Source organism: Cellulomonas gilvus ATCC 13127 (genome assembly GCF_000218545.1).
GTDB classification, from domain to species: Bacteria; Actinomycetota; Actinomycetes; order Actinomycetales; family Cellulomonadaceae; genus Cellulomonas; species Cellulomonas gilvus.
The window spans coordinates 357,975-383,100 of sequence record NC_015671.1; the positions used below are offsets into that span (position 1 = coordinate 357,975).

General features: G+C 75.3%; 23 protein-coding genes. 15 read left to right on the plus strand and 8 right to left on the minus strand.

The annotated features are described in order from the left end of the window. The first annotated feature begins 84 nt into the window (after nucleotides 1–84). Complete coding sequence (locus CELGI_RS01630; protein ID WP_013882367.1) at nucleotides 85–327, plus strand: hypothetical protein; 243 nt, start codon at nucleotides 85–87, stop codon at nucleotides 325–327. On the opposite strand, the gene CELGI_RS01635 is transcribed toward CELGI_RS01630, so the two are convergent. From CELGI_RS01635 to ligD, 4 genes are all read right to left on the minus strand, one after another. Then, nucleotides 273–992 carry a phosphatase PAP2 family protein gene (locus CELGI_RS01635; RefSeq protein WP_013882368.1) on the minus strand — a complete coding sequence of 240 codons (720 nt, stop codon included), beginning with the start codon at nucleotides 990–992 and terminating at the stop codon, nucleotides 273–275. The genes CELGI_RS01630 and CELGI_RS01635 overlap by 55 nt on opposite strands. Beyond that, nucleotides 989–1,681 carry a phosphatase PAP2 family protein gene (locus tag CELGI_RS01640; RefSeq protein WP_013882369.1) on the minus strand — a complete coding sequence of 231 codons (693 nt, stop codon included), beginning with the start codon at nucleotides 1,679–1,681 and terminating at the stop codon, nucleotides 989–991. Before CELGI_RS01640 ends, CELGI_RS01635 begins: the two co-directional genes overlap by 4 nt. A 50-nt stretch (nucleotides 1,682–1,731) precedes the next feature. Beyond that, a complete protein-coding gene (locus CELGI_RS01645) occupies nucleotides 1,732–2,823 on the minus strand; it encodes a hypothetical protein (protein ID WP_013882370.1) in 1,092 nt (363 codons plus the stop codon). 215 nt (nucleotides 2,824–3,038) lie between these two features. Next, entirely contained in the window at nucleotides 3,039–4,100 is a 1,062-nt protein-coding gene (ligD, locus tag CELGI_RS01650; RefSeq protein WP_041574058.1) for a non-homologous end-joining DNA ligase, read from the minus strand. A 127-nt stretch (nucleotides 4,101–4,227) separates the two neighbouring features. Here ligD and CELGI_RS16705 point away from each other — a divergent pair, with 127 nt between their 5' ends. The 6 genes from CELGI_RS16705 to CELGI_RS01680 all read left to right on the plus strand — a co-directional run bounded on the left by CELGI_RS16705 (nucleotide 4,228) and on the right by CELGI_RS01680 (nucleotide 10,254). Then, a complete protein-coding gene (locus CELGI_RS16705; RefSeq protein ID WP_245528147.1) occupies nucleotides 4,228–4,662 on the plus strand; it encodes an ATP-binding protein in 435 nt (144 codons plus the stop codon). A gap of 108 nt (nucleotides 4,663–4,770) precedes the next feature. Continuing rightward, a complete protein-coding gene (locus CELGI_RS01660) occupies nucleotides 4,771–6,210 on the plus strand; it encodes a MinD/ParA family ATP-binding protein (protein ID WP_013882373.1) in 1,440 nt (479 codons plus the stop codon). 106 nt (nucleotides 6,211–6,316) lie between these two features. Continuing rightward, nucleotides 6,317–6,964: an RNA polymerase sigma factor gene (locus CELGI_RS01665; protein ID WP_013882374.1), complete on the plus strand. Its 648-nt coding sequence runs from the start codon at nucleotides 6,317–6,319 to the stop codon at nucleotides 6,962–6,964. A 97-nt stretch (nucleotides 6,965–7,061) separates the two neighbouring features. Further along, complete coding sequence (locus CELGI_RS01670; protein WP_013882375.1) at nucleotides 7,062–8,537, plus strand: hypothetical protein; 1,476 nt, start codon at nucleotides 7,062–7,064, stop codon at nucleotides 8,535–8,537. A gap of 148 nt (nucleotides 8,538–8,685) precedes the next feature. Continuing rightward, the gene (locus tag CELGI_RS01675; RefSeq protein WP_013882376.1) at nucleotides 8,686–9,279 is read left to right on the plus strand and encodes a hypothetical protein; all 594 of its coding nucleotides are present in this window, start codon (nucleotides 8,686–8,688) and stop codon (nucleotides 9,277–9,279) included. A 33-nt stretch (nucleotides 9,280–9,312) separates the two neighbouring features. After that, nucleotides 9,313–10,254: a 5'-3' exonuclease gene (locus CELGI_RS01680; RefSeq protein ID WP_013882377.1), complete on the plus strand. Its 942-nt coding sequence runs from the start codon at nucleotides 9,313–9,315 to the stop codon at nucleotides 10,252–10,254. A 22-nt stretch (nucleotides 10,255–10,276) separates the two neighbouring features. Here the strand turns inward: CELGI_RS01680 and CELGI_RS01685 are convergent, their stop codons facing one another. From CELGI_RS01685 to CELGI_RS01695, 3 genes are all read right to left on the minus strand, one after another. Next, complete coding sequence (locus tag CELGI_RS01685; protein WP_013882378.1) at nucleotides 10,277–10,813, minus strand: hypothetical protein; 537 nt, start codon at nucleotides 10,811–10,813, stop codon at nucleotides 10,277–10,279. A gap of 110 nt (nucleotides 10,814–10,923) precedes the next feature. Beyond that, complete coding sequence (locus CELGI_RS01690; protein ID WP_013882379.1) at nucleotides 10,924–11,418, minus strand: DUF3806 domain-containing protein; 495 nt, start codon at nucleotides 11,416–11,418, stop codon at nucleotides 10,924–10,926. Nucleotides 11,419–11,577: 159 nt separating this feature from the next. After that, a complete protein-coding gene (locus CELGI_RS01695) occupies nucleotides 11,578–15,435 on the minus strand; it encodes a S8 family serine peptidase (protein ID WP_013882380.1) in 3,858 nt (1,285 codons plus the stop codon). A 392-nt stretch (nucleotides 15,436–15,827) separates the two neighbouring features. On the opposite strand from CELGI_RS01695, the gene CELGI_RS16235 reads away from it, so the two are divergent. The 7 genes from CELGI_RS16235 (at nucleotide 15,828) to CELGI_RS01735 (ending at nucleotide 24,202) form a co-directional block, all read left to right on the plus strand. Continuing rightward, nucleotides 15,828–17,234 carry a M15 family metallopeptidase gene (locus CELGI_RS16235; RefSeq protein WP_013882381.1) on the plus strand — a complete coding sequence of 469 codons (1,407 nt, stop codon included), beginning with the start codon at nucleotides 15,828–15,830 and terminating at the stop codon, nucleotides 17,232–17,234. A 40-nt stretch (nucleotides 17,235–17,274) separates the two neighbouring features. Further along, entirely contained in the window at nucleotides 17,275–18,273 is a 999-nt protein-coding gene (locus CELGI_RS01710) for an AAA family ATPase (protein ID WP_013882382.1), read from the plus strand. Nucleotides 18,274–18,329: 56 nt separating this feature from the next. Then, complete coding sequence (locus CELGI_RS01715; RefSeq protein WP_013882383.1) at nucleotides 18,330–18,767, plus strand: OsmC family peroxiredoxin; 438 nt, start codon at nucleotides 18,330–18,332, stop codon at nucleotides 18,765–18,767. A 66-nt stretch (nucleotides 18,768–18,833) separates the two neighbouring features. Next, complete coding sequence (locus tag CELGI_RS01720) at nucleotides 18,834–19,070, plus strand: FeoA family protein (RefSeq protein ID WP_013882384.1); 237 nt, start codon at nucleotides 18,834–18,836, stop codon at nucleotides 19,068–19,070. Beyond that, a complete protein-coding gene (gene feoB / locus CELGI_RS01725) occupies nucleotides 19,067–20,962 on the plus strand; it encodes a ferrous iron transporter B (RefSeq protein ID WP_013882385.1) in 1,896 nt (631 codons plus the stop codon). The genes CELGI_RS01720 and feoB overlap by 4 nt, the downstream gene beginning before the upstream one ends. Continuing rightward, nucleotides 20,959–21,198 carry a MerR family transcriptional regulator gene (locus CELGI_RS01730; protein WP_013882386.1) on the plus strand — a complete coding sequence of 80 codons (240 nt, stop codon included), beginning with the start codon at nucleotides 20,959–20,961 and terminating at the stop codon, nucleotides 21,196–21,198. The genes feoB and CELGI_RS01730 overlap by 4 nt, the downstream gene beginning before the upstream one ends. An 88-nt stretch (nucleotides 21,199–21,286) precedes the next feature. Beyond that, entirely contained in the window at nucleotides 21,287–24,202 is a 2,916-nt protein-coding gene (locus CELGI_RS01735) for an FAD-binding and (Fe-S)-binding domain-containing protein (RefSeq protein WP_013882387.1), read from the plus strand. 4 nt (nucleotides 24,203–24,206) lie between these two features. Here CELGI_RS01735 and CELGI_RS01740 read toward each other — a convergent pair whose 3' ends face one another. Then, entirely contained in the window at nucleotides 24,207–24,659 is a 453-nt protein-coding gene (locus CELGI_RS01740; RefSeq protein WP_013882388.1) for a pyridoxamine 5'-phosphate oxidase family protein, read from the minus strand. Nucleotides 24,660–24,746: 87 nt separating this feature from the next. On the opposite strand from CELGI_RS01740, the gene CELGI_RS01745 reads away from it, so the two are divergent. Next, nucleotides 24,747–25,055 carry an MTH1187 family thiamine-binding protein gene (locus tag CELGI_RS01745; protein ID WP_013882389.1) on the plus strand — a complete coding sequence of 103 codons (309 nt, stop codon included), beginning with the start codon at nucleotides 24,747–24,749 and terminating at the stop codon, nucleotides 25,053–25,055. Nucleotides 25,056–25,126 lie beyond the last annotated feature (71 nt).

Below are 25,126 nucleotides of genomic sequence, written 5' to 3' on the forward strand. Positions count from 1 at the left end.
ACCGCCCCGGGTGGGCCACGGGCGGTGTGGCAGGGTGGTCCGCCGGGCCCCCGCGCGGGCGGTCCGGGTGCACGGGGAGGTGGCATGGTCGGGGCGGTGCTGCGGGACCGGAAGGTGGTCTCGGCGGCAGGCGCGGGAGCGGTGATCGCGCTGTGCCTGGTCCTCGCGGACGGCGTCGCGTGGCCGCTCGTCGTGATCGCGGCGTGCTGGCTGATCGCGACGGTCGTCTACGTCCGTGACGCCGTGCGGGCCGCGCGTGACGCGCGCGTGGGTCAGGCGGCCGGGCGGGCGGCCTCCGACGACGACGGCGGCGACAGCCGCAGGTAGCGCCAGGCGAGCACCGCAGCGACGGTCCCGTTGACGAGCGCCATGACCACGTCGCTCACGTGGTGCATGCCGCGGTAGATGCGGGCCGTGCCCACCGCGAACGGCACCAGCAGGCACAGGACCGTGACGAGCACCCGCAGCCACGGCGTCCGGATGCGCTGCGCGAGCAGCGCGAACGTCAGGTACAGCGCGGTCGCGGCACCGGTGTGCCCGCTGGGGTACGACGACGTGGGCGGGGCCTCGTCGAGCATCTCCACCTCGGGCCGCTCGCGGCCGACGACGAGCGTCGTCGAGAGGAACACGGCGGACTGCACACCGACCGCGAGGCCCGGCAGGATCGCGTACCACCACTGCCGCGTGCGCCACCACAGCAGCAGGATCGCGGCGACCGCGGTGCCGATGATGACGAACGTCAGCGCCATGTTGGACGTGTAGAGCGAGACCGTGTCGAGCGTCGGGGTGCGTCGCGCGGCGAACCACCGGTTGACCGCCGACTCGGCCTGCAGGTCGTTCAGCGGCCCGTGGATCAGCAGCCCGATGCCCACCAGCACGGCCCACCACGCCGCGGCAGGCAGCAGCGCGCGCCGTGCGATGTCGCGGGCCGCGGCGGCGACGGTGGGCGCCTGGTGGTCCTGGTCCCAGCGGTGCACGAAATCGTGGATCACGGGCGCTCCTCGGCGACGGGGTCGGGGACGGGGGAGGACGACGCGAGGCCGAGGTACCCGACGGCCGACGCGCCGGCCATGGCGGCGCCGAGCAGCAGGCCGCCGACCACGTCGGACGGGAAGTGGGCGCCGAGCAGCACGCGGTCGGCGCACGTCGCGACGACGAGCACCGCGGCCAGGCCCGGCACCAGCACGCGGGCCCGGGCGCCGAGCAGGGGCCACAGCAGCACGGTCAGCGTGACGCCGGCGACGGCCGAGGCGGTCGCGTGCCCCGACGGGAAGCTGCCACCCGGTGCGTGCACCAGCGCGTCGTCGATCACGGGCCGCGCCCGGTCGATCACGGCCTTGAGCAGGTTGGTCAGCCCCCACGACGCGAGCAGCGTGCCCGCGGCCCACACGGCCCGCCCGGGCAGCGCGTGCCGGCGCCAGACCCACGCGCAGACCGCGACGCCCGCGATGTTCACCCAGCGCGGGTGGAACACCTCCTGCCACGCGATCAGCACGTCGCGCAGCGGCTCGTGCTCGCGTGTGAACGTCGTCGCGGCGAACACCACCGACTCGTCGGCGTGCTGCAGCCCCGGGGCGCCCGCGCGCACCAGGTACGCGAGCACGAACACCGGCACGGAGACCCCGACGCCCACGGCCGCGGCACGCAGCAGCGCGCGTCGTCGGGCTCGCCACGGGTGCATCCCCGCAGGTTAGGTGCCGATGCGCGCGTCCGCGCGGCGAGCGGTCGCGGTCAGATGATCGGTGGGCAGGGACCCACCACGAGAGGCTGGCCGACCACGCGTCCCGGTGCGCCCGCCGCGTACCGGTGCGCCACGACCAGGCCCGGCTTGCCCAGGTCGGACGTGAGGACGACGACCGCGTGGTCGGCGCCCGCGGCCGATGCGGCCTCGTCGTCGGGGACGGACCCCAGGCCGGGCACGACGAGCCGGCCGGCGGGGTCCAGCGGCGCCGCCCAGCCGATCGAGGCGCGCACACCCACACCGTCCGCGACCCACGCCTCGGCGAGCGCGAGCGCCTCGTCGGGGCCCGTGTCGAACCAGCGGACGTGCACCGTGGTGCCGTCGTCGCGCAGCGCGAACGGGCGGGGGCCGTCGGTCATCGCGACCGCGAGCCCCCGGTCGAGCGCGCGCAGCGCGAGGTTCTGCGCCTCGGCCGACGGCACGTGCGGCAGCTCCTGCGGCGTGCGGTAGCGCACGGACTGCTCGTCGTCGGGCGCCGCGTGCGAGGCCCGACGACGACGGCTCGCGTGCTCGTCGGCGTGCGCGGCCACGTGCGTGCGGTGCTGCTCGTCGGCGTGCTCCGGGGCCGCGGCGGAGCGCTGCGTGGGCACCACCTGCTCGGCGACGGCGGCGGAGGCCGTCGACGCCTGCGCCAGGTAGGCCGCGGCGGCCGTGACGTACCCCTCGAGCCACGCGGTGTCGACCCCGTCCTCGTCGCCGAGCCACCGTCGGCGGACGTCCGCGAACGGGAGCACGGCCGCCGACCCGTCGGGGGACAGGAGCGCGGGCGAGGACGCGCCGCCGTCGACGCGCAGCACCCAGCGCGCGGCGGGAGCCCCGGCCAGGACCAGGTCCCCCACGCCGACCCCGATCGAGGAGATCATCGGCGACGGGTCGGTGCGGGCCTCGGGCGCGGTGCGCGCCCACGCGGCGTGCGCGGCCGCGAGCAGCCCGCCCAGCCCGGCGACGGTCGTGACCGGGGCGCCGCTCGCGCGCAGGTGCGCGCGCAGGCGCTCGAGGTGCTGAGCCTCGGCCGGGGAGAGGTCACGCATGCCGACGGCGGCCCCGGGCGTCGCGGCGACGAGCGGGCTCAGGTCGGTCATGCCTTCGTGATCGGCCGTCCGGCCCGCGGCCTTGAGCCCCCGACGCGCTGTCCACCCGATCGAGCACCCCCGCGCCGCAGCCGGAGTGGCGCCGAACTGGCGGATGGGTACCAGTTCGGCGGCTGGGGGTGGCCGAACTGCCGGACAAGTACCAGTTCGGCGGCTGGGGGTGGCCGAACTGGCGGACAAGTACCAGTTCGGCGGGGTGGGGGTGGTCAGGTGGGGCGGGCTCGGGAGGGTTGGACGCGCGGGGGCTCGCCGGGCATCTTGGGGTACTCGGGCGGGTAGGGCAGGTCGGTGTGGCCCTCGTCGCGCTCCTGCCGGTCCGCGAGCTCGAGCAACGACTCGATCGAGAACCGCCCGGGCGCGTGCGCGGCCAACGGGGCGAACAGGTCGCCCACGTCGGCGAACCGCGCCGGCATCGTGAGGACGTCGAAGTCGTCGGGGTGCACGTCCCCGACCTCGTCCCAGCGCAGCGGCGCCGAGACCGTCGCACGCGGGTTGGAGCGCACCGAGTACGCGGACGCGATCGTGCGGTCACGCGCCATCTGGTTGTAGTCGACGAAGATGCGCTCGCCGCGCTCCTCCTTCCACCACTTCATGGTGACCCGGGTGGGCAGACGCCGTTCGAGCTCACGGCCGAACGCGATGGTCGCGCGCCGGGCCGCGACGAACGTCCACCGGGGCTCGATGGGGACGAACACGTGGATGCCGCGGCCGCCCGACGTCTTGGGCCAGCCCTCGAGCCCGTGCTCCGCGAGCAGCTCGCGCACGTGCGGCGCGACCCACGCGGCATCGGAGAAGTCCGTCCCGGGCTGGGGGTCCAGGTCGATGCGCAGCTGGTCCGGCCGGTCCACGTCCTGCGACGTGACGGGCCACGGGTGGAACGTGAGCGTGCCGAGGTTCGCGGCCCATGCGACCACCGCGAGCTCGCTGGGAGCGACCTCGTCCGCCGTGCGGCCGCTGGGGAACCCGATGCGCGCGGTGCGCACGTAGTCCGGCGCGCCCGCGGGGACGCGCTTCTGGTAGAACGCGTCGCCCGACGAGTCCGCCCGCGTCGCGAGCCGCGCACCCTCGAACACGCCCTTGGGCCACCGCTCGAGCGTCGTGGGGCGGTCCAGCAGCGCGGCGAGGATCCCGTCGCCGACCGCGACGAAGTACTCGACCACGTCGCGCTTGGTCAGCCCGCGCTCGGGGAAGTACACCTTGTCCGGGCTGCTCACGCGCACCGCGCGGCCCCGGACGTCGATCTCGATCGCGGGCGTCGACGACGGCATGCCGCCCAACGTAGGCCCGGCCACCGACGTCGGCACGTGCGCCGTCCCGGGTGAGAAACGGGGCAACGGCCTGTTTCGGCCTGCCGTTCATGCGGCGGACCCGGCTCTCGTCGGGCACCCTGGTGCGGTGGGAGAGGTCAGGGACATCCGTAGTGCATCCAGCGTCCGGTCGCGCAGGCCGGAGACGCAGGACGAGCTCGTGCTGCCCGTCCAGCCCACGGCAGCCCGTGTCGCCCGGCGCTGGGTGATGCAGATCGCCGCCGCCGCGGGCATCGGCGGGGCCGCCAACCAGACCGCCGAGCTGCTCACGGGCGAGCTGGTCGCCAACACCGTGGTGCACGGGCCGCGCGACGCCGACGTCATCGTGCGCGTCCAGGTCCTGGGGTCGATCCTGCGGGTCGAGGTGCACGACGAGGGCCCCGGCGGGGTCACGTTGCGCCGGACGGAACCGACTGCGCCGAGCGGCCGAGGGTTGGCGCTCGTCGACGCGCTGGCCGAGTCCTGGGGCACGACGACCGACGGCGACGGCACCCTCGTCTGGTTCGAGCTCGAGGCGTTCTGAGCGGGTGAACCCGCTGGCCGGGGCGTTCGCGGCCCCGCCGCTTTCGGGCGCATCCGCGGGGTATCGCGTAGTTTCGCTCCCGGGGGTCCCTGTCAGGAGGCATGCACCATGAGCGACGGCGAACGCAGCACCACGGCCACGACGGCCGCACGCCTGCCCGAGGTCACCGCCGAGGTCCGCGACGACGGAACCGGGCAGATCTCGGTGGACGGCGTGATCGAGCGCATCCGGATGGCGAACCTGCAGGAGGCGGGCGCCGCGATCACCGAGCGCATCGCCGCGCTCGCGGGTGAGGTCGGCGCGCCGGTCCCGGTGCAGGTGCGCGACCCCGACGGGCTCTGGTCGCTGCTGATCCACCCCGACGGCCTGGTCGACGAGGCGCCGGCCGAGGTCGTCGGTGAGGCGGTGCGTGCCACGGGCGCGGGCGAGCCGTCCCCGGCCGCGGACGCACCCGACGAGACCGCGCCGACGCCGCCCGCGTCCGACGCGGCCCCGGACGCCGAACCCGCCGCTCCCGCCCCGGCCCCGGCATCGGCCGGCACCGCAGCGCCGGCTGCCCCTGCCGCCACGTCGCGGCCCCGCGGGACTGACGCGCCGGCTGGCGCGTCCGCGGGCCTGCCCACGCTCGACGACCTGCTCGCGGCCCGTCACTCGGGCACGCGCGGCCCCGCGGAGCACGGCTGGCGCGCGGGTGTGCGGCGGGCGACGTTCGGCGGCGTCAAGCTCGGCCCCGGACGCGCCGAGCAGCGCCGCCGGGTCCAGACCGCCGCGGTGCGCCGGACGTTCGACGGGCCCCGCACGGTCGTCGTGCTCAACCCCAAGGGTGGCGCGCACAAGACCACCGCGACCATGCTGCTCGCGGCCACGTTCGGCCTGCAGCGCGGCGGCTACACGCTCGCGTGGGACAACAACGAGACGCGCGGCACGCTCGGCTGGCGCTCGGCGCACACCGACCACCAGCACACCGCGGTGGACCTGCTGCAGGCCATGCCGTCGCTGGGCGGTGCGGCCACGGTCCGCGTGGGCGACCTGGACGGGTTCGTGCGGACGCAGACGTCCGAGCAGTTCGACGTGCTGGCGTCCGACGAGAGCTCGTCGTCGGGCTCCTCGATGGACGCCGAGGCGTTCCGCTCGCTGCACCAGGTGCTCTCGCGCTTCTACCGCGTGCTGGTCATCGACACGGGCAACAACATGCGCGCCTCCAACTGGCGGGCCGCGGTCGAGGCCGCGGACCAGGTGGTGGTGGTCTCCACGATCCGCGAGGACACCGCGCAGTCGGCCGCGTGGGCGCTCGACGCGCTGCGGGCCACGGGCCGCGAGGAGGCCGTGCGGAACGCGGTCACGATCCTGTCCGCACCCGACCGCCGCGTGGACAAGGACCTGCGCAAGCGCGTCCGCACGCACTTCGGCGCGCTCACGCGAGCCGTGGTGGAGGTCCCGTACGACGCGTCGCTCGTGTCCGGCGGGCCCATCGACTACGACTCGCTCAAGCCGCGTACGCGGGACGCGTGGCTGCGGGCGACCGCCGTGGTCGCGGACGGTCTGTGACTCGCTGAGACTCCTGCGCACGGCCGTGCAAGGTGCGTCGCCCTCGTGACACAAGGCCGGTGCAGGGGTGCTGTGCCGTGCCCCCACGGTGACGAGAGGACGGGACGTGCTCCCACGGACGGAACCAGCCGACGACCCGACGGACGACCGCCCGACGCCCGACGGCCGCGAGGCAGACGGCCGGGCGGCAGACGGTCCGACGGGTGAGCGGCCCGTCCCCGCCCGTGCGGCGTCGCGCGAGGACGAGCCCGACGACGAGCGTCCGGCCGCGCCCCCCGTCGAGCACGACTCGACGTGGTTCACCGCGGTGGTCCGCGCGCACCAGCGCGACCTGCACCGTTACCTGGTGCGTCGCGCACCGGGCGAGGCCGACGACCTGACCGCGGACGTGCTGACGATCGCGTGGCGCCGCCGCGACGACGTGCCCGACGGCGCCGAGCTGCCGTGGCTCTACCGCACGGCCGGGTTCGTGCTGGCCAACCACCGGCGCAAGGGCCGCCCGATCCCCGTGGAGCGCGTGCCGGAGGAGATCGACGACGACGACCCCGCGCTGCGCGCCGTGCACGACGAGCGGGTCCGCGAGGCGCTCGGCGCACTGAGCCCGCGCGACCGGCAGATCGTCCTGCTCAACGCGTGGGAGGGCCTGACCGGGCAGGCGCTCGCCGAGGTGCTCGGGATCGGCCGCGGCGGCGCCGACGCCGCCCTGAGCCGCGCCCGCGCCCGGCTCGCCGCGGCGTGGGGCGAGTCGGCCTGACCCCGCTGCCGCTCACGAGATCGGACGGCGCGGCGCCGCAAGACGCCGTGCGGTGGGCACATGTAGGGGGCAGGACCGCACCACCACGGAGGACACCATGACCACGCCGCCCCCCCGCGACGACGCATCTGTCGACCCCCAGCTCCTGGCCGACGCGCTGCGCCGCGTCTCCGCCGCGGACCCCGCCGCCGACGCGGTGCTCGACACCGACGCGCTGCACGCCACGCTCGCGACCACCACGGGCGTCGACGTCCGCGGTGACGAGCTCGCGGCCCGGCGCGCGCGCCGCACGCGGGGTCGGTGGCTGCAGGCCGCGGCCGCCGTGGCCGCGTTCGCGGTGGTCGGCGCGGGCGGGTACGCGGCCGGCCTCAACGGCGACGACAAGGGGACCGCCCCCGCGATCTCGCTGGGCAGCGCCGCCTCGTCGGGTACGACCCCGGAGCGCGACGCGGCGTCGGCGGAGGCCTGGTCGCAGACCACCGCCCTCGGGGGGCGGGTCAGCTCTGACTCCGCGGTCATGTGGCCCGGCCACGGCTACGGCGGGAACCTGGTGTTCCACGCGCAGGGCCTCTCGCAGGACGGCGGCACGCAGGCCGCGTGGGCGTTCGACGCGGCGTCGGTGTACTCGCGCCAGACGGCCGAGAAGGTCGCGGACGCGTTCGGCGTGACGGGCACGCCCAAGGAGGACTACGGCTGGACCGTCGGGCCGGTGGACGGCTCCGGGGCGTCGGTCTCGCTGAGCCCCGACGGCCAGGCGAGCGTCTCCTACTACGACCCGACGCGTGACCCGTGGTCCTGCGAGGAGACCCGTTCGGCGCCCGACGAGCCGACCGAGGACCAGAAGGCCGAGATCGCCGACGGCGAGGCGGGCGCGGGCCAGGGCGACGGCGTGAGCAAGGACGACTGGGGCACCGACGAGCCCGCCGCCGAGCCGGGCGTCATCCTGCCGGCCACGGCGGACTGCGACGGCGAGGCGCCCTCGACGAAGGAGGCGAAGGCCGAGGCGACGCAGACGCTCAGCACGCTCGGGCTCGACGCCGCGGGCTTCGAGCTCGAGGCCGCGCGCGACGGCGGAGCGGGAACGTCCGTGTCCGCGTACCAGGTGGTCGACGGTCAGCGCACCGGCGTGGTGTGGAGCTTCCTGGTGCTCGAGGACGGAGTGCAGTCGGCATCCGGCCCGCTCGCACCGCTGGTCGCGCTCGGGGACTACGACGTGGTGAGCCCGACGGAGGCGGTGGACCGGCTCAACGACCCGCGGTTCGGCGAGGCGGTCACGGCGTACCCGCTGATGGCGGCGGCACGTGAGACCACCCAGCTCTCCGCGGGCGTCCCCGAGTCGTCCGACGACGCGGTGTCGCCGCAGCCGACGGTCCCGCCGACCATCACGCCGGGCAGCGACCTGTCCTGGCCGGTCTCGGACGTCATGGTGACCGACTCGCGGCTGGGCGTGGCGCTGCGGACGTTCGCGGACGGCTCGACCGCGCTGGTCCCGGCGTACGAGCTGCGGGACGACCAGGGCGGCGTGTGGAGCGTCGTCGCGGTGGTGGAGGCGCAGCTCGACTTCTCGAGCTGAGCGAGACGTCCGGACCGGGTGGGCACGACCCCGGGCCGGGCAGGGACGCGAGGCCGGTCGGTGCGGAGGGGCACCGACCGGCCTTCCGTCGTCCGCGCGCCGTGCGCGGGCGCGCGCACTAGCGTGAGGCGCGTCGGAAGGGGCCGTCATGACCGCCGCGCTCGTCGTCCTGCTCGTCGGTGTGCTGCTGTGCTTCTTCGGCGTCCGGTCGGTCAACCTGGCGCTCCTGGCCGCGGGGTTCGCGCTCGGCTTCCTGGTGGCGGACGCGTTCGACGCCGGGCGGTGGACCGCGCTCTGGGTCGCGCTCGGCTCGGCGCTGCTCGTGTGGCTGGTCGTCTCGCTCGTGTTCCGGTTCGCGACGTTCGTCGTGGGGCTCGCGACGGGCGCGGTGGTCGGGGCCAAGCTGTGGGCCGCGCTGCACGACTCCGGCACCAGCGCGCTGCTCGGCGTCGTGGTGGTCACCACCACCGCGTACGCGTCGGCGCTGCTCGCCGAGAAGTACGCGCGGCGCGCGTTGCTGTGGCTCACGGCCCTGGGCGGTGCGAGCGTGATCCTGTCCGGTGCGGCCCTCGTGTGGCCGTCCGCGCTCACGTTCCTCGCCCATCCCGACGAGGGGTGGCAGCAGACCGCGATGCTCGTGGTGTGGATCGCGGTCGCGGGCACCGGGTGGTTCGTGCAGCGCCGCCTGTTCCGCGGCGCGCTCGGTCTGCCGCCCCGGCCCGAACCCGCGCCGGCCACCTGACCGGTGTCGCCGGGCACCGGTAGCGTCGGCCAGATGAGCGAGGGTCGGCTGCTGCTGCTGGACACGGCGTCGTTGTACTTCCGTGCGTACTTCGGGGTTCCGGAGTCCGTCGGACGCGCACCCGACGGCTCACCCGTGAACGCGGTGCGGGGGCTCCTGGACATGGTCGCGCGGCTGGTCGGGGACCACCGGCCCACGCGGCTGGTCGCGTGCTGGGACGACGACTGGCGCCCGGCGTTCCGCGTCGCGGCGATCCCCGGCTACAAGGCGCACCGCGTCGCGGCCGAGGTCCCGGGCACCACGGGCGTCGAGGAGGTGCCCGACACGCTCTCGCCCCAGGTCCCGGTGATCGCGAGCGTGCTCGAGGCGCTCGGCATCGCACGCGTCGGGGCGCCGGGCTTCGAGGCCGACGACGTCATCGGCACGCTCGTGGCGCGCGAGGTCGCCGCGCACGGGGACCCGGTCGACGTCGTCACCGGCGACCGCGACCTGTTCCAGCTGGTCGACGACGAGGCGCGCGTGCGCGTGCTCTACACCGTGCGCGGCATCAAGGACCTCGAGGTGGTGGACCTCGCACGGCTGCGCGAGCGCTACCAGGTCACCTCGGGCCCGGCGTACGCGGACATGGCGGCGCTGCGCGGCGACCCGAGCGACGGTCTGCCCGGTGTGCCGGGCATCGGGGAGAAGACCGCGGCCGCCCTCATCGGGCGGTACGGCACGCTCGACGGCGTGCTTGCGGCCCGTGACGCGGGCGACCCCGGTCTGACGCCGACCCAGCGCCGCAGGCTCACCGAGGCGGCCGACTACCTCGCGGTCGCGCCGACGGTCGTCCGGGTGGCCGCCGATGCTCCGCTGGCCCCGTTCGACGACCGCCTGCCCGTCACGCCGGCCGATCCCGACGCGCTGGTCGCGCTCGCCGAGCGGTGGGGGATCGCCTCGAGCATCCGCCGCCTCGTGGACGTGCTGGCGCGCTGAGCCCGCGCTGCGGCGCGGAAGGTCAGTCGTTGCGGACGTACAGGCTCGGGGCCGCCTCGACCCATCCGTCGGAGGCGGCCGGCGCACGTGACGGCGTCGCGAGCACCACGACGGCCGCACCGTCCGCGTCCGCGAGCGACACCGAGAGCCGCTCCGTCGCGGTCGCGCACGCCTCGGCCGGCAGCATGCCTGCCCGGATGGTCACCAGGCACACGTGGTCGGAGTCCGTCAGCCCCACGTAGTGGGTGCCGTACGCCGTCGTCGTGAGCAGCCGGGTGCTGTCCGGGCGCACGCTCAGGTCCTCCAGCGCAGCGCCGGTCAGGACGTCGGCGGGCCCCTGGGCGGCCGCGAGCGCGGCCACGAGAGTCGCGGGTGCGACGGCCTCGGAGGTGGCGGTCGGGCGTGCGTCGCGCAGCCACAGCACGCCGGCGACCACGAGCACGGACGCCAGGACGAACGCGAGCACCGTGAGCGCGCGCGACCGGCGGTGGGTCTCGGTGCCGGCGTCCCCGAAGTCTCCGAACGCCTCGCCGAGGTCGAGATCCTCGAACGTCGTCATCTGCCCCTGATCGGCACGGTTCGTCCCCGGGATGAGGGGTCGCGTCCCGCGGATCCGTGGCGTCACCCGCTCGGACGCACGGACGCCACCTGCCGTGGGTGCCGTCAGCGCTACTGCTGGGCGGCCAGGAGCCGCCGCGTCCCGTCGACCACGGTCTGCAGGTGCTGGGCGAACCAGCCGGGACCGGCCGTGCCCCAGTGCGCCTCGACGGTGGCGATCGGGAACACGACCAGGTCGTGCACGTCGTGCGTCAGCACCAGCTCGGTCCCTGCCCGGTCCTGGTAGGAGGCCCAGGACAGGCCCGGTACCGCGGCAGCCACCAGGTCCCCCAGCGCGACGCCGAACGCGTGGATGAGGGGTTGCGGGTCGATCGGGTCGGTCGCGGCGTACCACGTCGGGTGCACGCGGTCGAACAGCGCGCTCACGCGCGGTTCGTCGATCCGCTGCCCGCACAGGCCCGCCACCAGCTCGCGCTGCTGCGCGGCCCAGACCGCCTCGGGTGCGCTCAGGGCGGTGATGCGGCGCGCGCGCAGGTCGTCGCCCGGGGGCAGCGGGGTCGGGACGACGAGGCCGTCGGTCGGCCGGGCGGCGCGGGCTGGCTCCATGCCCAGGTGATCGGCGCGGGCCCGCGGGACCTTGACGGCTCCGCGCGGGCGAACTGAGGTGGCCCGACCGTCCCCGGCGGCAGCACGGGCGCGCGGACGACGACGGGGGTGCCGCGGCGGGTGAGGACCCGCCGCGACACCCCCGTCAGGGGCGTGACGTCAGCGCACGGTCAGCTTGGCCGTGGCGGACGACGACATGGTCTTGCCGGTGGCCGCGTAGGACGCGGTCAGCGTGTGCTTGCCGACGGCGAGCGTCTTCGGCAGCGTGACGGTGACCTTGCCGGTGAGGCCGGACACGGACAGGGTGCCCGTGCCGATCACCTTGCCGCCGTCCTTGATCGTGACCTTGCCGCTGGGTGCGGAGGTCGCGCCGGTGACGGTGACGGTCGCCTTGACGGTCTGACCCTTCTTGACCGTCGTCGCGGACAGCGCGAGCTTGGTGGTCGTCTTCGACTTCGTGACGGTCAGCTGGACCACGGGTGACGTCGATCCGAGCGCGGCGCCCGACGACGGCACGAACGTGGCCTTGAGCTTGTGCGCGCCCACCGAGAACGCGACCTTCGCGACGGCCTTGCCGGCCGAGACCGGGACCGTGGCGACGACCGTGCCGTTGTCGGAGAACTTGACCGAACCCGCGGCCGACGGGGTCACCGTCGCCGTGAGCGTGGCCTTCTGACCCACCGACGTGCCGCCCGAGACGGCCAGCTTGGTGCTCGTGGTGACCGGGACCGAGACGTCGACCACCTGGGTGCGGGTGGTCGGGCCCGCGTTGTGGTGCTGGAGCACCAGCAGCTCACCGCTGGTGGCCTTGGCCGAGCGGTGCACCGGGATGGTGGTGTCGTCCGCGCCGTTGCTCGAGATGAGCGAGGGACGGTCGACCTCGAACCAGAACGGCGGGGCCCACGGGTCCACGGTGAACGGCTTGGCCGCGTCCACCTGGCCGTTGCGGCCGTACACCGAGGCGGTCCAGACCTGGACCGTCGGGGTGTCGCCGGGCTCGATGCCCACCGCGCCCAGGCCGATCGGGGCCACGAACACGTTGTTGTCGAACACACCCGTGTCGACGTCACCGAGCTCGTTGTTGATCACCTGGGTGTCGATCGCCGGGTCGCTCGCCGGGGCGTGCAGGTCGTACGTCTGCACCACGGTGAGGTCCACCGACGGGTCGATCTTCCAGACGTAGCTCTGGAGGTCCGGCTCGCCGTCACCGTCGATGTCGATGTCGATGATCGGGGTGACCGACGCGCCGAGCGTGGCCCACTCGCCCTGCATCGCGACGCCGATGTTCAGCGTGCCGTACTCCGCCGGGTCGGCGCCGAGCTCCTCGGCGTACGGCGCGGAGGAGGACCAGCCGACGTACCGGATGTCACCGGACCGGATCGCCGACGGTGCGGTGCGCAGCGTCGGGTCGTCCTCGAGCTGCGGGCTCGTGGCGCCCAGGATCAGCGGGGATGTGAGCGACGTCCAGCCGCCGTCGTCCACGCCGCGGCCGTCGAGCGCCAGACCCGCCGTGGTGGCGGTGCCGGTGAACGTGACGTCCTTCGCCGTGAGGTCGCTCGCCAGGCGCGGTGCGGCCTGGACGGGCACGCGCAGCTCCTGGTCGTCGGACGTCGACTCGAGCACCACGCGGCCCGTGAGCATGGCCACGTACTCGCGCGGCAGACCCGACTGCAGGGCCGCCGACGTCGGGTCGAGCTCGCGCTCGAGCGTCGCCGGGTCGGCCGTGAGCGTGAGGGTCAGCGTCGCGGCCTTGCCGCCCGCCGGGACGGTCACCTGGCTCGGCGAGACCGTGACGGTCGCGCCGCCCGCGGTCGACGCCGCGACGAACGACGCGTCGTACGTGCGGTCGGTGGTGCCGTCGTTCTGCACCGTGATCGTCGCGTTCTTGGTGACGGTCTGCGCGCCGACGTCGACGATGCCGAAGGACACCGACGTGAGCTCGGGCTCCTGGCTGTTGAACGCGATCACGTCGGTCGCGACCGCAGCACGTGCGTCGACGCGGCCCGAGCCGACCCGCTCGGGGCCGAACGCGAGGCCGGCGCCGCCGGGCTCGGTGGTGACGTCGTGCGTCGCGGTGTTGACCACCGCCGCCTTGACCTCGCTCGCGCTCCACGCCGGGTGCGACGCGCGGACGAGCGCCGCGATGCCCGCGACGTGCGGCGAGGCCATCGACGTGCCGGACAGCACGTGACCCGCCGCGCCACCGCCCGAGGCCGCCGACAGGATGCCGGTGCCCGGGGCCGCCACGTCGGGCTTGACCGAGCCGAGCGAGCCGTGGTTGCCGCGCGACGAGCCGTCGTTCAGCAGGTCACCGGCACCCGTGAGGCTCCCGGTCATGGCCAGGCTGGGGCCGATCTTGACGCTCAGCGTGCCGGCCTGGATCTCGGGCAGCAGCGCGTCCGTCGCGTCCTTGGTCAGCTGGAAGCCGGGGATCGCGGCGTTGCCCGCGATGCCGGCCGAGAAGACGGGCTCCTCGGTGGGCAGCAGCACGCCGACGGCGCCCGCCGCGGTCGCGTTGTTGAACCGCAGGGCCGAGCCGCAGCGGCGCGCGGACGTGTCGTCCCACCACAGGTAGGCGATCTTGCCCGCCACCAGGGCGGCCTGCTCGGTGGTGAACGCCTCGCAGCCGTCGAACGTCGCGCCGACGTACGCCACGGGAGCCGTGACGTCCGCGCCGCCCGAGTACGAGACCGAGTTCTGCCCGGCGAACGTGTCGCCCTCGAGGCTGTCGTCGGCGGCAGCCGTGACGACCGCGGAGTCGAGCACGGGAGCGGCCACGGAGTTGGCGACCGTGAGCGCGCTCTTCGCGTTGCCGGGTGCGCCGCCGATGTCGACGATGTCGCCCGCGTTGCCCGCGGAGTTCACGACGACGACGCCCAGCTTGGTGAGCTTGTCCACCAGGACCGTGTCCGGGTCGTCCGCAGGGGCGCCGTCGGAGCCCAGCGACATGTTCACGACGTCGACGTGGTCGGAGAAGTCGCCGTCACCGTTCGGGTCGGCTGCGCGGTCGAGCGCGAGGCCCGTCACATCGGTCGAGCCGCCGATGTCGCCGAACACCTTGAACGCCCAGAGCGTGGCGCCGGGCGCCGAACCGGGCCCGACCTTCCAGCCGTCGAGGTCGGTCAGCGACTGGTAGTCGCCCGTGAACGTGTGGCCCGAGGCGTCCACGCCGTAGCCGGCCGCAGTGCCCGCGACGTGCGTGCCGTGGCCCGAGTTCGGGGACGTCGACAGCGAGTCGATCGGGTTCTCGTCGGGCGTGGGCGTCAGCACCGAACCGGGCTCGTCGCCGCTCGCGTCGTACAGCGGGCCGGCGAAGTCGTAGCCACCCGCGTACTTCGCGGAGTCGAACGACCCGGCAGGGACCGGCTGCGTGCCGTCCTCGCCGTACGCGGCCTCGTAGGCGGCCTCCGTGCCCGCGCCGCCGAAGCTGGCGTGCGTGTAGTCCAGGCCGGTGTCGATGACGGCGATGCTGATGCCCTCACCGGTCTCGCCCGTGTCCTGCCACGTCTGCAGCGCACGGGTGAACTCGACCGTGTTGGCGTTCATCGGCCGCTTGGTGGCCACCCGGTAGATCGCGGTGACCTTGTCGGAGGACGCGAGCGCGCGGATCTTGTCCGCGTCGCCGGAGACGAGCGTCCCGGCCACGAGGTTGGTGAGCGTCCCGAGGCGCTTGGGCGTGGCCGAGCCGGCGGTGGCATCGGTCGCCTCGGCCGGGACGACGTCCTCGGCGAGCGCCTCGGTGGCCGCGACGGCCTTGCGCACGGCGCTCGCGCTGCCGTCGACGTCGACGGCGGGCTCCGCGGCGAGCTCGACGAGCGCGGTGATCTGGCCCGTGGCCCCGGCGATGCCGACGGTCTTGCGGGCCTCGGCGAGCGTGCGGCTCGCCGTCGCGGTGTCGAGGTCGTGCGCGGACGGGGTCAGCCCGGGAGGTGCTGCGGAGGCGGCCGTCGCGAGCAGCGCGGAGCTGAGCGCGACGGAGACCGCCGTGACGGAGGCGAGAACTGGACGACGTGGCATGCGTTCCCCTGGAGTAGGTGTGATCGCTGGGTGGTGCTCGGTGCGGCCGGATGTGACCTGGGCCACGTACAGGCGCACCAGGGCACGTTACTGACCGGTACATGTCCTGTCGCCTACGGGGATGTCACGAACGCATTTCACACGGTCGGCGGGGCAGGACCGGACACAGCCGGACGAACCGGTGCTCATGGTGCAACCAGGGTCCGACACGGGCACCCTGCACCGCGTCGCCGCAGGTCAGCCACCAGATCTCACATCGTGGCCCGGCTGCCGCGGCCCGGCACCGCCCTCAGGTGTGAACAGGTCGTGTGATTCGGACATGCACAAATTTGCACAACGTCGACCTTGTCTGCGCGGTGCATCCGTCCGACGTATCTAGCGTGGACAGCACGATGAGTGACGAGCCGCAACGCCGGCGCACGTCCGGCAGCGGTCGCCATGCGGCCCCTCGTCGAGCGCGTACGCCCCGCCTGACCTTCCCCGCCCGCGCCGGCCTCGGCCGCGCCCTGCCCGGCCGCAGCACCGGCACGCCCGCCCGTGTGGCGCAGGGCGTGCTCGTCGTCGCGCTCGCGGGTTCCCTCGGCGGGTTCGCCGCCCAGAACGCGACCGCCGGGTCGGGCCGCGCCGTGCCGACCGCGAGCGACGCGCGCGACGCGGTCGCGGATGCCGCGCTCGACGCGGTCGTCGTCGCCCGGGCCGCCGCGTCCGCGGGCGAGGAGCTCGCGGCCGACGGGACGGTCGACGACGCGCGCCTGGCCGAGCTGGCCGCCGCGACCGCCGAGCTCGAGGACCTGCTGGACGAGGCGGGCGTGCGTGAGCTGCGCGACGCCTCGACCGCGTCCCGCAGCGCGAGCCGCACCGCGGACGCGCCCGCAGCCTCCGCGAAGGCCTCCGACGAGGCCGGCGCCGCAGCCGCGTCCGACGTGTCCGAGGCATCCGACGCCGGGGTCGCTGCCGACGGCCTGCTCTCGGCGTCCGACGACGGCTCGCTGCTGCCCGCGGCGGACCCGGAGGTCGTGGAGGTCGCCGACGACGCGACCTCGCCGGATGCGGCCGCGCCGACGACGCAGGCCACGAGCGACCCGACCGCCGATCAGGCCGCCGACGTGCCGAGCGTCGACGAGATCGTCGTCCCGCCCGTCTCACAGGGCGAGGACACCACGACGCAGCGTCTGCGCACGGTCCTGGCCCGCGTGGTCGAGCTCTCCGACGAGGTGCTCGACACCGCGCAGCAGGTCGAGGCCGACGAGCGTTCGGCACAGGAGCTCGAGGCGTACGAGGCGGTGCGTGAGGCGCGGAGCGCCGCGCAGGAGCAGGCGCTCGCGGAGGCCGCGGCGCGCGCACGGGCGCAGGCCGCGGCCGAGAAGGCCGCCGAGCGGGCCGCCTGGAAGGCGTCGCTCCTGGGCTACCCGAACGGGCAGATCCCGGCGTCGGCGCTGTGCGCCCCGTCGTTCGACTCCTCCGTCCTGCTGCGCTGCGACGCCGCGGAGGACCTCGACGCGCTGGATGCCGCGTACGCCAAGGTGTTCGGCACGCACCTGCAGGTGTCCGACTCCTACCGGTCCTACGCGCAGCAGGTGACCTGCCGCGCGACCAAGGGCTGGCTGTGCGCGTCGCCCGGCACGTCCAACCACGGCACGGGCATCGCGGTGGACCTGGGCGGTGGCGCGCAGACGTTCGGCACCGCGCAGTACGCGTGGCTGTCCGCGCACGCGGGCGAGTACGGCTGGGAGAACCCGGCGTGGGCGCAGCCCTCGGGCAGCAAGCCCGAGCCGTGGCACTGGGAGTACACCCGCTGACGTCGGCTCCGGACCGCCGCCCGGACCCTACGATCGGCTCATGTCCGACTCTGGCCGGCTCTGGCCGCTCGTGGGCCGCGCCGCGGAGCTCGACGACCTCGAGCAGCTGCTGACCGAGGCGACCGAGGGTGGCGGCGGCGCCGTGCTCCTCGAGGGCGAGGCGGGCGTGGGCCGCACGTCGCTGGTCGCCGCGCTCGCGTCGGGCGCCGGCCTGCTCGGGATCGAGGTCCGCACGGACCGCGGCGCGCTCGAGCACGGCCCCGTCGCCGACGAGCAGGGCGGCGCGCGCGTGCCCGCGCGGCTCGTCGTGCTCGAGGACGTGCACCTGTGGGGTACCGCGGACCTCGCCGCGCTCGCCGGCGTCGCGCGTGGCGGCATGCGACCGGGTGCGCTTGTCGTGGTCACGCTGCGGCCCGTGCCGCACCGGCCGGAGGTCGCGGCGGTGGTGACGGCGTGGACCCGCGCGGGCGCGCGGCACCTCGAGGTGCGTCCGCTGCCGGGTGCGGCGGCCACCGAGCTCGCCGAGGAGATCCTGGGTGCGAGCATCGGCCCGGCGCTGCGCGGGGCCGTCTCGACCGCGGGCGGCAACCCGCAGCTCGTCGTCGACGTGGTCACCACCGCGCGCGACGTGGGTGCGCTGCAGGCCGCCGAGGGAGGCGTCGACGCGGTGGTCCCGGGCTGGCGCGGCGCGGTGGAGCGCCGCGTGCGCGAGCGCCTCGACTATGTGGACGACGACGTGCTCGATCTGCTGGGGGTCGCGTCGGTGCTCGGCGTCTCGTTCGTGGTGCTCGACCTCGCCGCGGTCGCGGGGCGGCCGGTCGCGGACGTCTGGCGCACGCTGCGGCACGCGCTGGCCGCGGGCCTGGTGCACGCGCGCGGGGACCGGTTGGTGTTCCGGCACGACGTGGTGCGTGCCGCGCTGTACGGCGGTCTGGACGCGGGTGCCCGGGCCGGGCTGCACGCGCGCGCGGCCGCCGCGCTGCGCGAGGCGGGTGCGCCGCTGGCCGTGGTCGCGACCCATGTGGAGCGCTCGCGCTGAGCAGGCCCGACGCCTAGCGTGGACCTGGCCGACCCGTCACGACGAAGGAGCACCCCATGCCCACTCGCAGCGCACGCACCGCCTGGACCGGGACGCTGGCCGAGGGCGCCGGCCGGGTCGAGCTGACCAGCTCGGGCGCCGGCGCGTACGACGTGTCCTTCCCCCGGCGCGCGGCGGACGACGCGCAGGGCGTGACGAGCCCCGAGGAGCTGATCGCGGCGGCGCACTCGTCCTGCTACGCGATGCAGCTCTCGGCGCTGATCGCCGAGGCGGGCGGGACGCCGGGCTCGCTCGACGTCACGGCCGACGTGACGCTGCGGCCCGACCCCGAGGGCGGGTTCCGCATCTCGGGCATCGCGCTCACGGTGCGCGGGACGGTCGACGGGCTCGACGACGCGGGCTTCGTCGCCGCCGCCGAGGCCGCCAAGGCCACGTGCCCGGTCTCGAAGGCGCTCACGGGGACCACCATCACGCTGGACGCCGCGCTGTCCTGACGCGCCCGTCGGACCGGGACCTCGGTCCCATGAGGCTTGCCTAACCTCATCGCTAGCGTCGCTCGCGTGGACCTCACGACGTGCGACGACGGGGCCGCGGTGCGCGTGGTGCAGGTGGACCTGGACTCCCCGTACCGTCGGCGGTTCGCCGAGCTGGGCCTCGCGCCCGGCGCGGTCGTGCACGTGACGCACCGCGCCGCGTTCGGCGGCCGGGTCGTGGGCGTCGGTGCCGACCGGCTCGCGATCGACGCCGCGACGTGCGCGCGCATCGTCGTCGCACCGCTCGCGCGGGTCGCGTCGTGAGCTGTCACGACGAGGCGCCGGGGGCCGCTCCGGCACGCACCGCGCTGCTCGACGCTCCGCGCGTGGTGCTCGTCGGCAACCCCAACGCCGGCAAGTCGACGCTGTTCAACGCGCTGACGGGTGCGCGGCAGCGCGTCGTCAACGCCCCCGGCACCACGGTCGAGCTGCAGGACGGCCGGTGGCGCGCGGCGGGCACCGAGGTGCGCCTCGTGGACCTGCCCGGCACGTACAGCCTGCTGGCCCGCTCACCCGACGAGCAGGTCGCGGCCGACGAGGTGCGCTCGCCCGCGACCGACCTCGCGGTGCTCGTCGTCGACGCTGCCGCGCTCGCCCGCTCGCTCCTGCTCGTCGGGCAGGTCGCGCGTGCCCGTGTGCCCGCGGTCGTCGCGCTCACGCTCGCGGACGTCGCCCGATCCCGTGGGCTCACCGTCCCGGCCGAGCACCTCGCCGCGCGCCTCGGCGTGCCCGTGGTGGTCGTCGACCCGCGCACCGGGCGGGGCACGGACGCGCTCGCTCGCGCGGTGGCCGGGGCGCTCGCGGACCCGCCGCGCGTCGCGCTCGACGAGGCGGCCGACGACGACGCGCTGTTCGGCTGGGTGGCCGACCTGCTCGCGGGCGTGCCCACCCCCGCACAGCCCGTGCGCACATGGTCCGACCGCGTGGACCGGCTCCTGCTGGACCCGCGCATCGGCGTCCCGGTGTTCCTCGCGGTCATGTGGGGTCTGTTCCAGCTCGCGACGAGCGTCGCCGCACCGCTCATGGACGCGGTCGACCGCGCGGTCAACGGCTGGTTCGCCGACCTGCTGCGCGGCGTGCTGCCCTCGGCGGGGCCGTGGCACTGGCTCCAGGGGATCGTCGTCGACGGCGTGCTCGCGGGCGTGGGCACGGTGCTGTCCTTCGCACCCCTCATGGGGCTCATGTTCGTGGCCGTCGCGCTGCTCGAGGACTCGGGCTACCTGGCACGTGCCGCGTTCGTCGCGGACCGGGCCATGCGAGCGCTGGGCCTCGACGGGCGGGCCGTGCTGCCGCTCGTGGTCGGGTTCGGCTGCAACCTGCCCGCGCTGTCCGCGACGCGCACGCTGCCGCACGCCCGCCAGCGCCTGCTCACCGGGCTCCTGGTGCCGTTCACGTCCTGCACCGCGCGGCTCACGGTCTACGTGCTGCTCTCCTCGGTGTTCTTCCCGACGCACGCCGGTACCGCGATCTTCTGCATGTACCTCGCGTCGGTCGCGCTGGTGGTGCTGGGTGGCGTGGTGCTGCGTCGCACGCTCTTCCGCGACCTGCAGCGCGAGCCGCTCGTGCTCGCGCTGCCCGCCTACCAGCGCCCCGGGCTGCGCGCGATCGCGGTGTCGACGTGGGTGCGGGTCGCGGCGTTCGTGCGCAAGGCGGGCGGGATCATCGTCGCGACGCTCACCGTGGTGTGGGTGCTCATGGCCGTGCCGGTGAGCGGGCAGCACGCGCTCGCGGACGTGCCCGTGCAGGACTCGCTGTACGGCCGCGCCGCGCACGCGGTGGCACCCGTGCTCGAGCCTGCCGGGTTCGGCACGTGGGAGGCCGCGGCGGCGCTCGCCACCGGGTTCGTCGCCAAGGAGGTCGTGGTCGGGTCCTTCGCGCAGACGGCCGCCGTCACCGAGCCCGACGACCCCGCGCACCCCGGTGACCTGGGCACGCGCCTGCGCGCGACGTTCGAGGAGTCGTCCGGCGGGCATGCGGGTGCCGCGGCCGCGGCGTTCATGTGGTTCGTGCTGGCCTACAGCCCGTGCCTGGCCACGCTGGCCGAGCAGCGCCGGCTGTTCGGCGCGCGGTGGACGCTGCTGGGCGTCGGTGCGGGGCTCGTCGTCGCGTGGGTGGGTGCGGTGCTCGTCTTCCGGGTGGGGGTGCTGCTCGGATGAGCGTGCTGGACGACGTGCTGCGCGAGACGCGGGCCGGGGGCACGGTGGACGGCGTCGCGCGCACGCTCGGGCTCGACGCGGGGCTCGTCGTCGCGGCGCTCGACCACTGGGAGCGGCGCGGGGTGCTGCTCCCGGCGCGGCCCGCCGCGGGCGACTCGTGCCGCACGTGCGTCGCACCCGAGCGCGCCGCCGCCCGGCCGCTCGCGTGCGCGGGCTGCCCGCTCGCGCGCGCCTGACCCGTGCCGGCGGCCCCGTGACCGGGTGCGGCGTCCGGTCCTCGGGAGGTCCCGGAGGCCCGGGACCCCGGGGTGCGAGGATGCCCCCGTGACTGCCCTGGCCGACGAGAACCGCGTGGTGACCGACCTCGTCGCGGCGCTGCGTTCCGCGGTCCGCGGCACGGTCGACGACTCCTCGCGCCGGCGCGCGGAGTACTCCACGGACGCGTCGAACTACCGCGTGGTGCCCCAGGTCGTGGTGTTCCCGCGCGACCCCGAGGACGTCGAGGCCGCGCTCGCGGTCGCCCGCGAGGCCGGTGCCCCGATCACCGCGCGCGGTGCGGGCACGTCGGTCGCCGGCAACTCGGTGGGGCCGGGCGTGGTGCTCGACTTCTCCCGGCACGTCAACCGCATCCTGGAGCTGGACCCCGACGCGCGCACCGCGCGCGTCGAGCCCGGCGTGATCATGGCGGCGGTGCAGAAGGCCGCGGCACCGCACGGCCTGCGCTTCGGCCCCGACCCGTCGACGTGGACCCGCGCGACGCTCGGCGGCATGATCGGCAACAACGCGTGCGGACCCCGCGCGGTGGCCTACGGCCGGACCGCGGACAACGTGCTGGAGCTCGACCTCGTCGACGGCACCGGCCGGCGGCTGACCGCGCGTGCGGGCACGGGAGCGCTCGACGTGGTGCCCGGCCTGCCCGAGCTGGTGGGCGCGAACCTGGACCTGCTGCGCACCGAGCTGGGCCGGTTCGGCCGCCAGGTGTCCGGCTACTCGCTCGAGCACCTGCTGCCGGAGAAGGGCAGCGACCTGGCCAAGGCCCTGGTCGGGACGGAGGGGACGGTCGGGACGCTGCTGTCCGCGACCGTGCGGCTCGTGCCGATCTCGGCGGCCCCCGTGCTCGTGGTGCTCGGCTACCCGGACATGCCGTCGGCGGCCGACGCGGTCCCCGCGCTGCTGGCGCACCGACCCATGGCGATCGAGGGCATGGACGCGCGGCTGGTGGACGTGGTGCGGCGCGTGCGCGGCGCCGCCGCGGTCCCCGACCTGCCGCCGGGTGCGGGCTGGCTCATGGTCGAGGTGGGCGGTGACACGCTCGACGAGGCGCTCGGGCGCGCGCACGCACTCGCCGCGGACGCCGGCACCACCGCGGTCGGCCTGTTCCCGCCCGGACCGCAGGCGACCGCGATGTGGCGCATCCGGGAGGACGGCGCGGGCCTGGGCGGACGGACCCCCTCGGGCGCGCAGGCGTGGCCCGGGTTCGAGGACTCCGCCGTCCCGCCCGAGCGGCTCGGCGGCTACCTGCGCGAGCTCGACGCGCTCATGGCCCGGCACGGCGTCGACGGCCTGGCCTACGGGCACTTCGGCGACGGCTGCGTGCACCTGCGCATCGACATGCCGCTCGAGAGCTCGGGCGACCCGCTGCGCGCGTTCATGACCGACGCGGCCCACCTGGTCGCCGCGCACGGCGGCTCGCTGTCGGGCGAGCACGGCGACGGCCGCGCGCGTTCGGAGCTGCTGCCCGTCATGTACTCCGAGCGCGCGATCGAGGTGTTCGGGCAGTTCAAGGCGCTTCTCGACCCGCGCGACCTGCTGAACCCCGGCGTGCTGGTGCGGCCCGCCGCGATCGACGCGGACCTGCGCCGTCCCGCCGCCAAGCCGCTGCTCGCCACCACGGGCTTCGCGTTCCCGCACGACGCGGGCGACCTGACCACCGCCGTGCACCGGTGCGTGGGCGTGGGCAAGTGCCGCGCCGACTCGACCGCCGCGGGCGGCTTCATGTGCCCGTCCTACCTGGCCACGAAGGACGAGAAGGACTCGACGCGGGGCCGTGCCCGCGTGCTGCAGGAGATGGCCAACGGCTCGCTCGTCTCGCGCGGCTGGTCCTCACCCGAGGTGCACGAGGCGCTCGACCTGTGCCTGAGCTGCAAGGCCTGCTCGTCGGACTGCCCCGCGGGCGTGGACATGGCGACGTACAAGGCCGAGGTCCTGCACCGCACGTACCGGCGGCGCCTGCGCCCCATGAACCACTACGCGCTGGGCTGGCTGCCGCGCTGGGCGCGGCTCATCACGGGGCTGCCCGGCCTGTCCCGCGTGGTCAACGCGGTGCTGGGCGTGCGGCCCGTCGCCAAGGCCGTGCTCGCGGGCGGCGGCATGGACACGAGGCGCTCCATGGTCCGGTTCGCGGACGAGCCGTTCCGCCGCTGGGTCCGCCGCTCGGGTGCGGACCAGGTCACGGTCGCCGACGACGCGCCGCCCCCCGCCGAGGACCAGCCGGGACTGCGGCCGCGTGTGCTGCTGTGGACCGACTCGTTCAGTGACACGCTCGCGCCGTCCGTCGCACGCGCTGCCGTGACCGTGCTGCGCGACGCGGGGTACGAGGTGCTCGTGCCGGACCACCAGGCCTGCTGCGGCCTCACGTGGATCAGCACGGGCCAGCTCGAGGGCGCGCGGCACCAGCTGGAGCACCTGCTCGAGGTGCTCGGTCCGTTCGCGGTCAACGGCATCCCGATCGTCGGGCTCGAGCCGTCCTGCACCGCGGTGCTCCGCTCCGACCTGCGGGACCTGCTGCCCGACGACCCGCGCGCGGTGGCCGTGGCCCGGGAGACCCGCACGCTCGCGGAGCTCCTCACCGCACCGGCCCCGATCGGCCCCGGCGACCGCTGGCAGGTGCCCGACCTGTCCGACGTCACCGCGGTGGTGCAGCCGCACTGCCACCACTACTCGGTGATGACGTGGACGCCCGACCGGCGCCTGCTCACCGACGCGGGTGCGCAGTTCTCCGCGATGGCCGGCTGCTGCGGCCTGGCGGGGAACTTCGGCATGGAGAAGGGCCACTACGACGTGTCCGTCGCGGTCGCGGAGAACTCGCTGCTGCCGGCGCTGCGCGACGCCGCACCCGGCGACGTGTACCTGGCCGACGGCTACTCGTGCCGCACGCAGGCCGAGCAGCTCGCGGGCGTGCACGGCGTGCACCTGGCCGAGCTGCTCGCGGCGAAGATCGGCGCACGCACGCCCGCGTGACCCCTCAGGTCCGCTCGACGCGCGTCACGCCGCGGCCCGGGTGCCACGACGTCACGACGAGCGCCTCGCCCGACGCGTCGACGCGCGTGTGCACCACCTCCGTCACGTCGAGCGCGAAGTAGGCACCCGGCGGCCCGTCGTCGGGGCGCGGCGCCTCCACCAGCCGGCCCGCGAGCTTGGCATCACCCACCCACTGCGTCGGGTCCGCCGGGGGCTCGAGCGTGGGCGAGTGCACCGCGACCCGCGGGTCACGCAGCACGTCGCGCAGCTTGACCGAGCCCGGCATCATGCCGAGCGTCACGTCCTGCGCGTCGAACGCGAGCTCGGTGCCCGAGATGCGCGGCGAGCCGTCCGCGCGCAACGTCGCCATCGTCTTGTTGGTGCCCGCACCGAACACCGCCCGCACCAGGGCCGCGAGGTCCGGTGCCTCGCGCTCCACGTCCCGCCATCGCGCCATCCGCCCACCCCACCACCGACCACCGACACCCGTCCGCGCGACGGACCGACGTTGCACCGACGGGTCCGGACGGGCAGGGTCGGAGGCATGCTGGTCGCCTTCTCCGTCGCCCCGCTCGGTGCGGGCGAGTCCGTCGCCGAGGCCGTCGCGGATGCCGTCCGCATCGTGCGCGACTCGGGCCTGCCGAACCGCACCGATGCGATGTTCACCACGCTCGAGGGCGAGTGGGACGAGGTGATGGACGTGGTCCGCCGCGCGACCGAGGCCGTCGGACGGCACGGGCACCGCGTCAGCCTGGTGCTCAAGGCGGACATCCGGCCGGGTCACGTGGGCGAGCTCGACGGCAAGGTCGAGCGTGTCGAGGCGGCGCTCGCGCGCGCGGCCGGTGAGGGCTGACTCACCCGGACGTGTGGACCGCGGCGGCGTGACCCGTCCGGCGGGCAGACCACCATCAACCAGACGTGGGA